At 50.2% G+C, this 13799-nt stretch carries 11 protein-coding genes; 2 read left to right on the top strand and 9 right to left on the bottom strand.

Annotation, left to right across the window (positions count from 1 at the left end; genetic code table 11):
- Positions 1–29 precede the first annotated feature (29 nt).
- On the top strand, positions 30–578 hold the full coding sequence (locus tag NT002_07710; GenBank protein ID MCX6829154.1) for a flavin reductase family protein: 549 nt from the start codon (positions 30–32) through the stop codon (positions 576–578).
- Positions 579–785: 207 nt separating this feature from the next.
- Here the strand turns inward: NT002_07710 and NT002_07715 are convergent, their stop codons facing one another.
- The 9 genes from NT002_07715 to NT002_07755 all read right to left on the bottom strand — a co-directional run bounded on the left by NT002_07715 (position 786) and on the right by NT002_07755 (position 12721).
- On the bottom strand, positions 786–2048 hold the full coding sequence (locus tag NT002_07715) for a hypothetical protein (protein MCX6829155.1): 1263 nt from the start codon (positions 2046–2048) through the stop codon (positions 786–788).
- An 11-nt stretch (positions 2049–2059) separates the two neighbouring features.
- Positions 2060–3130: a cytochrome-c peroxidase gene (locus NT002_07720; protein MCX6829156.1), complete on the bottom strand. Its 1071-nt coding sequence runs from the start codon at positions 3128–3130 to the stop codon at positions 2060–2062.
- A 272-nt stretch (positions 3131–3402) separates the two neighbouring features.
- Entirely contained in the window at positions 3403–4317 is a 915-nt protein-coding gene (locus NT002_07725) for a tetratricopeptide repeat protein (protein ID MCX6829157.1), read from the bottom strand.
- A 57-nt stretch (positions 4318–4374) separates the two neighbouring features.
- Positions 4375–5196 carry a sugar phosphate isomerase/epimerase gene (locus tag NT002_07730; GenBank protein ID MCX6829158.1) on the bottom strand — a complete coding sequence of 274 codons (822 nt, stop codon included), beginning with the start codon at positions 5194–5196 and terminating at the stop codon, positions 4375–4377.
- A gap of 425 nt (positions 5197–5621) precedes the next feature.
- Positions 5622–6551: a cysteine synthase A gene (gene cysK, locus NT002_07735; protein ID MCX6829159.1), complete on the bottom strand. Its 930-nt coding sequence runs from the start codon at positions 6549–6551 to the stop codon at positions 5622–5624.
- 26 nt (positions 6552–6577) lie between these two features.
- The gene (locus NT002_07740; protein MCX6829160.1) at positions 6578–6997 is read right to left on the bottom strand and encodes an Rrf2 family transcriptional regulator; all 420 of its coding nucleotides are present in this window, start codon (positions 6995–6997) and stop codon (positions 6578–6580) included.
- A gap of 138 nt (positions 6998–7135) precedes the next feature.
- Positions 7136–9922: a cytochrome c3 family protein gene (locus NT002_07745; protein ID MCX6829161.1), complete on the bottom strand. Its 2787-nt coding sequence runs from the start codon at positions 9920–9922 to the stop codon at positions 7136–7138.
- Positions 9923–9967: 45 nt separating this feature from the next.
- A complete protein-coding gene (locus tag NT002_07750) occupies positions 9968–11884 on the bottom strand; it encodes a cytochrome c3 family protein (protein ID MCX6829162.1) in 1917 nt (638 codons plus the stop codon).
- A 168-nt stretch (positions 11885–12052) separates the two neighbouring features.
- The gene (locus NT002_07755) at positions 12053–12721 is read right to left on the bottom strand and encodes a hypothetical protein (GenBank protein ID MCX6829163.1); all 669 of its coding nucleotides are present in this window, start codon (positions 12719–12721) and stop codon (positions 12053–12055) included.
- Between the two features lie 193 nt (positions 12722–12914).
- On the opposite strand from NT002_07755, the gene NT002_07760 reads away from it, so the two are divergent.
- Positions 12915–13628, top strand: a complete 714-nt coding sequence (locus NT002_07760; GenBank protein MCX6829164.1) for a sulfite exporter TauE/SafE family protein — start codon at positions 12915–12917, stop codon at positions 13626–13628.
- Positions 13629–13799 lie beyond the last annotated feature (171 nt).

Here is a 13799-nt window from a genome sequence, read left to right on the forward strand (position 1 = left end):
AATTGGGCTGATGAAGGAGATGATCTGATATGGCGGATAGTACAACCCCGGAAATATATTCCCATTGGACAGCGCTGAATAAATTCAATTATGGCGTCTATATTGTCTCATCTGTCGCAGGCGACAGGATCAACGGCCAACTGGCCAATACCGTCTTTCAGGTCACGGCGGAACCGATTCGCATCGCCATATCCATAAACAAGAGCAACCTGACTCATCAGTACATCATGGAAAGCGGCCTTTTCTCGATATCGGTGGTCGCGGAGAGCGCCACGATGATCTTCATCGGCCTTTTCGGTTTTCGTTCCGGGCGCGATATCGATAAATTCACCAAAGCGGCATACAAGAAAGGCCCACACGGTTGCCCGATAGTAACCGAGCATGTTGTCTCGGCCGTCGAGGCCAGAGTCGTTGAAAATGTCGATATCGGTACCCATACTCTTTTCATCGGTGAAATTATTCATTCGGAAATTCTGAGTGAAGAAAGGCCGATGAGCTATGCCTATTATCAGGAGCATCTTAGAGGCAAAACGCCCAAAGCCTCGCCGACATTTCAGCCTCCCGTTGAGAACAAATAAAAATTATCATCCGTAAGATTAATAGATGCAGCTCCCTTCTATAGAAAGGTAGCAAAATGGGCAGGCAAATAGCGTTGCGCACCTGTTCTGCTATTATTTCTGCCGCCGAGATCGGATAATAAAAAAGCGTCCGGGTAATCGCTACCCTGACGCTCCAACTAATGCAATCTCCCCACCTGCCTCCTCAGGCGGAGATAATAGTCCGAATTAGAAATCGAAATCAACCAGCAACAGGAAAATATCCTCCTTTGAGGGCTGATCTTTGCCGACTTCTCTGTGAGTGTATTCGGCATGGAGAGCGACATTAACCGCCGTCCAGTCCCCCAGATAATACCTTATCAATCCCGAAAAAGCGTTGATCCTATTACTTTCATCATACGATGGCGGGCGCACCATATTATACGTGGCCGAAATCAGCAGGCGATTATTCGGCAGAGCCGCGTAATCAAGCTCGACAAAGCCGCCGTTGTAATTATAATCTTTGGTGCTGTCACGATCGTTAAACGCCTTGCTGTCTTTTCCCTGCATAAACAGCGCCCGCAGATTAAAGGTCTTGTAATTCAAACTTAAATCGCCGCCGACACGGTAAAACGATTTATTGTCACCGCCGTTGAATTCGGCGCCGACAGGGTAGGAGGAATCCGGGTCGGGCAGGCTTGCCGGTTGCCACCCAAGATACCCGAAAGCACCGATCCTTTGCCCGGCACTCTGTCCCTCGCCGCGTCCGAATACCTGGTACAAGTCGAGATAGAGATCTTTGTACTTATTATTATCCGGACTGGCCCCGGTCCCATTGACAACGCCCAGGCCATAATGAAATCCATTTTTGAAATGACCGCTGGCCTCGACCCCCATTTGATTGTCATCAAACAGGTAGTTAATTTTGGGAGTGGCGTATGTATAGATTTCATACGGCTGATTGATATAGTAGCTCCGCTTGGAACTGACAGCATGATAGGCCGGCTCAAACCGCCCGATTCTCAAATTGAGCGCATCTGTTATCAGGTTGCTGAAAAGAATATTGCCGGACTCGACCGCCGCCAGCTGGCTCGGATTTGAACCTCCTGTGGAGCCCCTGTAGTCGGCGGCCGGCTCATCGATCCGCGGTGTATAAATCATAAGAAATGAGATATTCTTATGCAGCACGCCTGCGGCCAGGAAATCGAATCCATAGATATTGAATCCCGAGGTAGTACTATGGCTTTTGATCAGGCTCAGGCCGAAGGAAGTCCTTATTGCCAGCGGCGGCGCTGTTTCAAAGACATTCTTTTCGTACCCTTCCTGCCCCGGTATCTGATAGCCGTAATCTCTATACCTCTGTCCGAAATCATTCAGCTTGATGAAAGAGGTGTGGCACATGTTGCAATTGAAGCCGTACTTACGGGCAAAAGCCGGGATGGCATTGCCTGTCTGAGGCACGATGAAGATAAAACCCAGAAGCGCCAGCAGAGAGATTGTTACTTTCTTCATGATTCCCTCCTTCACTTTGGCAATTCCGAGGCCGGAATCGGTTTTTCATTGGCGACTGACAGATTGGTGCTTACCATGGCCCTCTTCGTAAAAGCTACCAGCGCTTCGGTCTCTTCATCAGAAAGTCCCAGCGGAAGCATCAAAGCATCGAGATTAACTGCATCATCACCGCCGCCGCGATCGTAGAGCTGGATAAGAGTCCGCAGGTCTTTCTCGGAGCCGTTGTGCATATATGGAGCACGCAACGCTGCATCCCGTACTGTCGGTGTCTTGAATGCCCCCTTGTCTTTCGGATTTTTGGTGATTTCGAATCGCCCGTCATCCGGCTTGGCACCGGCCATCGGCGCGACACCCAGATTATGGAAACGGCCGTCGCTGAAATTAGACCCCCAATGACAGAGCGTACAATGTCCCTTGCCGTTGAAAATCTCCAGACCTTTCTTTTCCTGAGAGGTCATGGCATTCCGGTCGCCGCGTACGAATCTATCGAACGGCGAATCGGTCGTGACCACCGTCCTTTCATAGGCGGCGATTGCCTGCGCCACCTGATCGACAGTAATCGGCGTCGTGCCGAAAACCGCCTTGAACTCCTCGACATAACCGGGGATATCATCAAGCGTCCGCACCATTACTTCATGCGTGTTTCCCATTTCGATCGGATTCTGCACCGGCCCTTTGGCCTGCTCCTCGAGGCTGGGGGCGCGGCCGTCCCAGAACTGCAAAGGATTGTACGCAGAGTTTGATACCGGCGGCGCGCGCCTTCCCCCTTTTTGTCCATTAATCCCGACACTGGTGGGACCGGCATCAGACCAACCCATCGCCGGGCTATGGCAGGTAGCGCAGCTTATGGTGTTGTCTTGCGACAGCCGCGTATCAAAGTAAAGTTTTTTCCCCAACAGAATCTTGTCTGCGGTCTGCGGGTTATCCACCGGGGCGATAACCGGCGGAAGATTTCCGACTCTCTCCGGCCCAAGCATCTGCACATTCACCGTCGTAATCGGAACCGGATTGCTCCCCTGAGCCAGGACGAGCGCCGGCATCAGCAAAGTGGCAAGAATTAGAAAAGCTCCCCATTTACCCATACATGCTCCTCCTTTCACATCCTTTTCGCTCGAATACCGAGCAGTTTAATATCCATGCAAATCGAACGTGTCAATTCCTTTTAGAAATAAAAGGCCTTTATGAATTCAGGCAAGTATTTATTGCAAATTTGCAGGATTAATTTTCGCCGCTAAGATGTTATCCGGCCGGAAAGGATTTGATTGAGTTCTGATAATGCTATAAAGAAAAGGGGATAAGCCGCCCATGGCTCGGTCTCCCCTGAAATACTTAAGAAATCATCTACCGATCAATATTACTGTTTTCCGCTGCGCTCCCGTTTCTTTCTTTCGACATCCTGAATCTTTTCTCTGATGTTTTGAACCCGGGTCGAATCGGAGTCGGGAGCGTATTTTATGTAATTCCGGAAGGCCGCAATAGCCTCATCATATTTCTCCAGCCATTCGTAGGTGGCCGCCAGATTATAGTAGGCCAGTGCATATTGAGGATTGAATTCAATGGCCTTGCTGAAGTCTATGACGGCATCGTCATACTTATCCCGGAAATAATTGACTAATCCGCGGGAATAATACGCTTCGGGGCTCTTGGAGTTTATCTCCAGGGCGCGATTGTAGCTCTGGAATGCCTGAGCAGTGTCCCCTTTGGCCAGATAGGCATGCCCGAGATTGATGATCGCCTTGTCATATTCCGGGCGGATTTTGATCGCACTCTGATAGTCGGCCACGGCCAAATCGTACAGACCCTTGTTGTACCGCAATAGACCGCGATTGAAAAAAGCCGCGGAATACTGAGGGTTGACCTCAACGGTTTTTCCATAATCCTGGATGGCCTTATCTGTCTCGCCTTTACGTTCATAGGCCAATCCACGGCTGAAATAGCCGTCGCCGGATTTCGGATCGAGGCCGATAGCGCTGGTGAAATCCTTGATGGCGGCAACGTAATTCCCCTGCCTGCCGTAGGCAACGCCTCTCTGCAGATAAGCATCAATCTGACCCGGATTGATTAAGATGGCCCTGTTAAATGCAGCGATAGCCTGGGTGAAATCCTTCTTGGCAAGATAGCCATTCCCCTGCTCCAAATAAAACGCTGCCGAATCAGTCTGGCCAAAAACCTCAGAGACAGGCAAAGCAACAAAAAGCAATATTGTCGCCGAAAACATTAGAAATGCCGGCTTAAGATATTCCGTGCAAGATGATATTCGCCTTTTCATCGATAATTGTCTCCCGAAAATACAAGTTTTGAGTTCACATCTTTTATTCTTATACAACTAAGAATCATTTTCACCGGCAAAAATCTCGCGGGCGCGGTCAGCCGCCCTTCTCACGAATTGTTCCAGCGGCTCGCCAAGCTTCTCCCCTGTCCCCACCTCAAATAGAATATCCTTCAGCCAGACCGCCTTTAAAATATACTGCTTCAGTGCTCCCCAATCTATGATCCCCTCCCCCGGTATCAGATGATCATCATTTTGCCCATGATTATCCGAAAGATGGGTGGTGGTCAGCCGGTCATGGAATTTTCCAATAAGATGAAATGGTTCGCCGCTGATATTTTCGTGCGAGCTGTCGTAACAGAAACCGAATTTCGCGGGATCGAATATTTTCATGAGACTGGAAAATATCCAGGAGCTTTCTTTACCCGGAAGGTTTTCCAGGGCTATTTCAACTCCGTCCGGCCGCAGCATATCAAGTTTCTCCAGACTGCGCACAATCCGGTCCAGGCAGGCTTCCTTGCTGTCGGCAAAATAATGATGGGGGTGCAAAATGACCAAAGGAATACCATAAACAGAACTCATATTCAGAAACTCGCATATTCCCTCCAGCGCCCTTTCTCTCGCCTCTGTCGGTGCCGATGCTAGATCATATTTGCCGGCGTAGGGTGCATGAACCGATTCAATCGGAAGACCCATCGCCTTGGCCCGCTCAATTACGGCCGGGAAATGAGCCCGGTCGAGAAACCGACTATGGTTCAAATTGGCTCCGATGGAAATAAAATCAAAATGGCATGAGGAAATGATATCCAGCTGGGTCTCAATGGGTACTGAATAATCCACCGTGGTGGAAATGCCAAATCGGAAACGAGATTTATTCATCGAGAGAAGATACAAGCCGGAATCGCACGGCACAAACATAAAAAGGCAAAAAAAACAGGCCCCGTCAATTATGACGGGGCCGTCTTATATCCGCTCTAGATCCCCCTTAATAGACCCAAAGCGGTTCCCCTTTTGGGGGTAACATGCTCACCCTATTTATGCTACCCAGCCCCCTTAGCCCATTCAAAAAGCCCCAGGTTGTCTATCACAGGGCGTCAAATCCAAAAGCGATTATTGCATAAATCATGCCAGGGAAATGGCGCGAAAACAAATTTCGGCACAGCTTCTTATTATTTGTTGTGCAATAAGATAGAGACAGACCTAAAGAAGTGCGAGAATTCGCGTCAGGTCGAGCATTTCAGTCTGAAACAGATTCCGAAACAGTGATTGGAATTGAAACGCCCAAGCATTGAGCGTTTCAAGAACTAAATCTCTAAATAGGTGGGCGTAGAAAGATACCTTTCGCCAGTATCACAGATGAAAGTAACAATCATCTTCCCGTTATTCTCGGGGCGGGCCGCCACTCTGAGCGCCACCGCGACATTCGCTCCGGCCGAGATACCGGCCAGAATCCCCTCTACCCGGACAAGCCGTCGGGTAGTGCTGGTCGCCTCTTCATTGGAGACAGTCAGGATCTCATCAACAATATCCAGATTGAGAACGTCGGGTTTGAAACCGGCGCCGATGCCTTGAATAGGATGCGGCCCCTTTATTCCCTTGGTCAGCATTGGCGATGCTTCAGGCTCGACGGCGATTACTTTGATGGAGGGTTTCATTTTTTTCAGATACTCGCCCGCGCCGGTAACAGTGCCCCCGGTGCCTACGCCCGAGACCAATATATCCACCTGTCCATCGGTATCCCGCCAGATCTCCGGCCCGGTGGTATTCCGGTGGGCGGCCGGATTGGCCGGATTCTTGAATTGCTGAGGCATAAAGGAATGCGGCGTTTGCGCCACCAGTTCCTCGGCCTTTTGGACTGCCCCCGGCATGCCGTCAGCCCCGGCAGTCAAAATCAATTCCGCTCCCATCGCCTTGAGAAGGCTCCTCCGCTCCAGCGACATTGTTTCCGGCATAGTCAGGATCAGCCGGTATCCGCGTGAGGCGGCAATAAAGGCCAGGGCAACGCCGGTGTTGCCGGAGGTCGGCTCGATAATTATCGTCTCTTTGGTCAGGAGTCCTTTTTTCTCGGCATCCTCAATCATGGCAATAGCTATTCGGTCTTTAACCGACGAACATGGATTAAACGATTCCATTTTAACCACTACTGTCCCTGGGAGTCCTTTCCCCAGACGATTGAGTTTCACCAGCGGTGTCCCTCCAATCAAAGCTGTAATATCTTCTGCTATTCTGGGCATATTGACCTCAAGTGAAAAATTCGCGATCAGATAAAATACATTTCTTTGCCGGATTTAACTGCTTCCTGGATATCGGCGATCTTAATCGAATTGAGATAATCAACCACTTTCTTCTCCGCTTCCTTCCAGATAAAAGCCAGGGAACCGTTTCCGGCTGCCTTATCGCCGTCTTTGAGTTGCGAAAAAATTATCTGTCCTTCAAAGGCCATCACCACATCCCAGACTGAAATCTGTGACGGCTCCTTGGCCAGAGTATAACCTCCATTTTTCCCGCGCGTGGCTTCTACAAGGCGTGCCCGTCGAAGCTGCGATAGCAGCAATTCCAAATAGCGAACCGGCACCTCCTGGGTAATGGCTATTTCGCGGGCCTGAAGAGGTCCCTTCCCATATTTGGCAGCCAGAGACACCACCGCTTTCAGTCCATATTGCGACTTTAATGAAAGCATCTTTCTACCGTTATCCTATCTAAAATTTGTATTATACAATTAATACGAAAATTGTCGACTTTATTGGTGAAATTATATCAAAGAAATAAAATCAGCCTATTTCTCTGGCTGGTCGGTCAGGCATCAACCGGAGATGTCTCAACGATAGCCAAAGACTTCGGCATATATAATCAATAAAATCAGGGAGAGTCCCATGATTAGGGCAACTGCCCCGAAAATCTTCAATCCCCGTATCACTATGGGCGGCAACGGCTCAGCCAGATGCCGTTTCAACTCACGATTCTTCACCAACTCTTCATATTCGCGCGGGCGATCCTGTTTCAACTCTTCCAACGGTACCCGGCCGGTGAAAATGACCGTATCCATCGGAAATTTATCAGGCCGGAAATGAGTATTGAAGAAATGGACGGTGAAAATAAAGGCCACCGCCAGAAGCGCCTCATCGGAGTGGATAATCGTGGCCACATTTATCAATGACCCGGGAAGAATTCGGGTGAAAACCTCCGGGAACCAGAGCAGAAGCCCGGTCGAGCCGATAATGGCAATACCCCAGAAAACCGCAAAATAATCGAATTTCTCCCAATATGTCCAGCGACCGTAAGCCGGGCGCGGCCCCATTCCGATAAACCATTTCACTGTTCCAATGGCCTCACGAACATCCGTCCTGCTGGGCAGCATGGAATGCGAACTGGTCAGAATTTCCTTCCATGATTTTCTGAGGCGGCGCTTGTTACGAATCAAATCATAAATGTGGGCTCCGAAATAGAAAAAAGTAACCAGCGCACAGAGGCGATGAATATAACCGGCCGACTCAAAGCCGCCGAATACCTGCGATAACCACTGCGCCCATCCCAGATAAGAAAACTTGAGCGTCATCCCGGTCAGGGCCAGACCGATGAAACTGATAATAACCAGGATATGAAGGCGGCGCGGAAGACTGCGGAAACGGACATATTGAAGTTGCCCTCGCGATTCCGTGCGGATTTTCTTATGTTCTTTCATCATCTGATAGGAGCGAGGCAGCCAGAGCAGAGTATGGATGCCCGAAATCGTGAGCGTCCCGATCAGCAGGACGGTCATAAACCAGAAGGTGTAGAAGAGAATCGGATACTTAAGACGGTCGTGATGTGTGGCGTGAGTCAAATACCCGGCAAAACGGCGATTTGAACCGGCATGACACTGCCCGCAGGTCTTGACAATATTCTGGCGCGAAAGGGTCGATTTCGGTTCATAGGTGGGGAGAATGTTATGCGCCCCGTGGCAATCATAGCATTTGGCCGCAGCCGTATATCCCAGCTTGGAGACTTTACCGTGATAGGTTTCGAAATAAGTCTTGGTGACATCCTCGTGGCAGCGGCCGCACTGATTGAGAATGCCCAGTTTGAATCCCTCGGAATCGGTGCGAGCGATGGTATGTGATTGATGGCAATCGCTGCAGCCCGGGAGAGGTTTGTCCGATTTCGATACCAGCGGTGAATGAATGCTCTCCGAAAACTGCTCATATATGCCGTTATGACACCGGCCGCAGGTCTTGGGAATATTTTTATGATTGACAGTCGATGCAGAGTCGGATTTCGGAAGCTCATGATGCGCCGTATGGCAGTCGGTACACATGGCTGTGACTATAAGTCCGCTTGAGAGCAATCCTTTGCCGTGAATGCTCTCGGTATAACTCTCCAAAATATTGTGCTGCAAACCATTATAGCGAACAGCCGCTTTTTGCCCCTCGCGATGGCATTTCCCGCAGAGATCCGGTACATGCGTCGGGTAGGTCGGCGAACCGGGGTCGCGGCGTCCTTTGACACTGTGGGTCCCGTGGCAGTCACGGCAGAGAGGGGCGTTAGGATCGCCGCGATCGGTCAGCACTCCGTGCGTACTGGTTGCGTATGTCTTGACCACCTCATCATGACAGATGGAGCAATCGACCCTGTCACCGACCGTCGCGCACGGTCTCTGATGCTGCGTGCTGGTGCCGGTGTGGCACTGAGCACAGGCCACCTTGCGATGAATTGAGTTCTGCGCCTCGAGAGAGTCGACATACATCGTAACTGTTTTGCCGTCACGGATAGCGGTCAAATCCTTCTTACCGTGACAGGCCAGGCAGTCTCCGTCGGCCATCCCCTGTTCATAGAATATTTTCCTTATCTTGTGCGGCGAGTGGCAATCGACGCAGGCCGGCACTTTATTCGGCTCTTTCTCCCATAGTTCTCCTCTGACCACTTTCTGATGCACCTGCTCGATCCGTCCGTGGCATTTCTCGCAGGTTCTGGGAATATTATCGCGGTAAATGGTAGAGCGGGGATCGGTGTGGGGAAGCACATTATGGGCGGTGTGGCAATCGGAGCAGACCGCCGTCACGGTCAATCCCCGCTTAAAAAGCCCCTCGCCATGCATACTTTCGGAGTAATGGGTAAGAATGCTGTCCTGTGGAATCTTGTAAGTCAGACTGACCGCTGTCCCCTCCTTATGGCACCTTCCACAGACAAAAGGAATATTGAACCTGGCCACCCGGGAATCAGGGGAACCGACCCTGACAATATCATGACTTCCGTGGCAATCCCAACAGCGCGGCGCCAGCTTCGCTCCCGATTTTACCGCCTGTCCGTGAAGGCTGCCGTTGTAAACCTCGGCAACTTTGTCATGGCAGAGCCCGCAATCAACTGCTTCCGGATTGGTCTTATGTGGAAATTCGGTATCGGCAAGATCGGCGTGGCATGAAATGCAATCGGATTCCCCGTGGATTGATTTGCGATAGACTTTCTCGTCGATATAAAGCGATATTGTCTTCCCTTCGCGCTGGGTCGAGAGAGTATTATCTCCGTGACACGCCAGACAGTCATCAGTCGACTGGGCCGGGACGGTGCGGGCGGCGATAAAGAGTATCAACGCCGCCAGAAATAATCTATTGAATCCGATTCTAAGCATCGCCAGAATGATCGTTTTCTCCCGTTTTATCCGTCCTCTTCGGATTTATTTCTGTTCTGTCGGTTTTTCTTCCAGCGCCGCTTTCAAGGCCGGGTCTTCGGGATGCTCATGCTGGTACCAATCCAGGGGCATTTTCCCGGTGTACCACGATGGATTCATCGGGTAAACATTGGGGCTGAAAATAGTCGAATACATATGCCATATTGCAATAGCCAGGAAAGCCAGCCAGGCTTCGTAGAAGTGCATCACCAGCATAACATCGAGGAATCCCTTCGGAAACCACCTCACCGCCAGGTTGTCAAACCAGAGGAATAAGCCGCTCATCATCATTACGGCCGTTCCCCAGACCAGCGCCCAGTACTCCGCCTTTTCGATGTAGCTGAAACGCCCGAAGCGGGGTTTGCCAACCTTCCTGAATCCCAGATTATACCCCATCATTTGAAAGAATTCTTTGAAATCCTCTCTCCGCGGGAATATATCCTTAATAAATTGCCGCCCGCGGGGAGTCGTCAAATAAATTATGTGCCAGATTGTTGTAAGAATAAACAGCACCGCCGCCACACGATGGATTACTCCCCGCAAGGGGAAACCACCCTCCCAGCCAAAAAATATCTGAACCCACCAGGCCTCGGAATAACGAAGGGCAAATCCGGTTATTACCAGCGTGATAAAGGTTATCATCAGGAAAGTATGCTGCCAGACCTCGTTCAGACTCATGCGTACAATCTGCTTTTTCAGGCTTACCTTCTTGATTTGTTTCCTCAGGTCAATCAGCCAGTGCACTATCATGGCGCCGATAGTCAGGAAAATTATCCAGAAATAAATATTGCCGATGACCCGCGCCACAGGTGTCTGAGAGACCCCGGGGGTAGTATGAATCGGCGTCTTAGACATCTCGGCGGAAATTCCCGGGTGACACTGCCCGCAGGTCTTCCTCAAGTTTTCAGGATTGACAGAGGAGGTTGGATCGGTGTGCGGCAGAATTCTGTGCGCCCCATGACACGAAGCACAGTTGGCGACCGTTACATCACCCGCTTTGCTTTTGAGACCGTGATAACTGTCGACAAATGACTGCAGTCGTCCCGTGGGAATACCATATTTCTCGTTCAGATAAGCCGATTCATGACAGGGTGCGCAGGTTGCCTCGGCGATACGGGCCGGGCTGACCGGAGAGCGCGGGTCGCGCGGCGGAATGATTCCGTGCTCACCGTGGCAGTGCGTGCAGACCGGCGAATCGGTCTCGCCGCGTGCCACCAGCTTGCCGTGAATTCCCTCCCAGTAGTCGTTTTCCACATTGCGATGACAGCGTCCACAAGTCTTGGGAATATTGAAATGGTTAATCGGCGATTCCGGATTGCCCGGGGGCAGAATCCGGTGCGCCGTTCCTCCGGCCGAATGGCAATCGTTGCAGGTGGCCGCCGTATAAACTCCCCCCAGCGCAGCCTTCCCATGAACGCTGCTTTCGTACGCTTGCACCGCTTTGCCATATAGAATCTCATGCTTTTTTATAAGATCTAAATCCTCATGACACTTGCCGCAGGTATTGGGAAGGTTCCTCGGATTGACACGCGATTCTTTAACTGTAGAAGGCAGGATATCATGTTTGCCGTGACAATTGGCGCAGTCGGGAATATCCGCCCCACCGGGATATTGCAGACGACCGTGCCATTTATAAACTTCAGCCTCAGATGAATGGCATGAACCGCAGTCTACTCCGGGGAGTTTCTCATCATGCGGAACTTCCTTAATGCTGCTGTGGCAATCCACACAATTCATTCCCTTATGAATCGAAATGGCCAGAGCGCTGTCCAGAGTCGGGGCCATCTCCCCCACCGCCACATCATGGCAGGTTAAACAGTCGGCATTGGTCGGAACTGCTCCTTGCGCCCGGAAACTAACCAATAAGGTGCAGATCAAAAGGGAAATCATCCTAAGCCCGCGGAGATTGATAGTCTTTTTCATATCCATCGCTAAACCATCTATTTTAGTGAATATTTTCACAAACCTCATATGAACGTGGTCAAATATCATCAATATTATCCTATTTATTTTCAATATATAAGTCATTCTCGAACGGCGCAAGTGAAAAATTTCACGTTTCCGTTGACAATCCGAGTGTCCGGATGATTCTTAATAAGTTCCCCTTTTCTTTACTTTTAGGTAGGTAATGAAGTACCCCGCCAGATAGAACATCAGTCCCAAACCAAACAGCCAATAAAAATATGGCAGAGGCATTTTCTGCTTCAAGGCCGCATCGGTGTCATGTAGGAAGGAATAAAGTATGGCCGCTGTCCCTATGGCCGCCATCAGCCACGTCACCGGAGCCGGCCGAAATCTATATCCCTTATAGACCAGCCACGTGATCGACAATCCGACTGCGACCATCAAAATCGAAATCAGAACGGGCGCCGCCACCGGGCCAATCCAGGGCGAGGGAATGAGAAAGAGTATATCCCAGTCGAAAATCGATTGAGGCCAATTGATAGTTGCTTTAAGCCAGATATAGAATGTCAAATCCCATACCCCGAAAAGAAAGATGAAATACCCGAATCTTTCCCAGAATTTTTTCGCCGCCAGGGCCGCCACAGTCAACAGCATAATAATAGTGGCGACCTCACGGGCCACTTCCACGGTTATTAATCCCTTTGGAATGGTTTTCAACGGAAATGCAAAACCCTCGGGATAAATCAACTCACGCAAATAAACAACCACGGCGCTTTCGAAATACCCCATCGCCGCGGCAAAAACGAAAAGATAGAATACTTTGGAATAGTATTTGAAATTCTCTTTTTGCGTCATTCGGAATTCCATTCTGGCGAATATCTATATTTATCGATCCTTAAATCTATGAAAGAGTCCCCCCGCGGTCAAGCGTTTTGAAAACGGAAATAATTTTATATCCCGCGGGCCGCAAATGGCTCTTGAAATTATAGGAATCTGGCATATATTGCCCATCAATCTATGATTGACAGCAGGAAAGGATTAAATTGAATTGTCATATGAATTAACCATCCTGGCCGTTGCCGCCGCCTCTCTCGGCTTCATCCATACTGTTATCGGCCCCGACCATTACGTCCCTTTTATTGTCATGGCGCAGGCACGCAAATGGTCGATGTTCAAAACCGCCTGGATAACGATCCTCTGCGGTCTGGGGCATATCGGAAGTTCGGTCCTTCTCGGGATGATCGGTATCGCCTTCGGAATTGCGGTTTCCCGGCTTGAGGGACTGGAATCGCTCCGGGGCAATATTGCCGGCTGGGCCATGATTGCCTTTGGCCTTGCCTATACCATCTGGGGAATCCGACGAGTCATAAAAGGCCGGCCGCATACTCATGCCCATTTTCATCTGGATAGCGAAACCCATTCGCACCATCACACCCATAGCCATGAACACACCCATATTCACGAACGCGATGGCCAGGTCAATATCACTCCGTGGGTCCTGTTTACCATCTTTGTTTTCGGCCCCTGCGAGCCCCTGATCCCAATACTTATGTATCCGGCCGCTCAGGGAAGCAGCTTTGGCCTGATATTGATCACCGCTATTTTCGGCGCCGTCACTATTCTGACTATGCTCGGCATCGTGCTGGTTTCATCATTTGGGATTAGTTTTCTGCCGATCGCAAAACTGGAAAAATATACTCACGCCATTGCCGGCATTACCATATTCATTTGCGGCGTATCGATTCAATTCCTGGGTTTATAACCCGGTACACTGTTCCGCGGTTCAATCTGACACCGGCATCTTGGTTATCCTCTTGCGGGTCAAACCGGTTCGCCGTGATATCTCGTTGCGGTCAAGTCTTTGTAGGTCGGGTTTCAAAGGAATCCCGCATAAGCGGGATGATTGAGAAACCCGACATCTTCAATTCATTCC

The organism is Candidatus Zixiibacteriota bacterium (assembly GCA_026397505.1).
In the GTDB taxonomy this organism is placed as follows: domain Bacteria; phylum Zixibacteria; class MSB-5A5; order GN15; family PGXB01; genus JAPLUR01.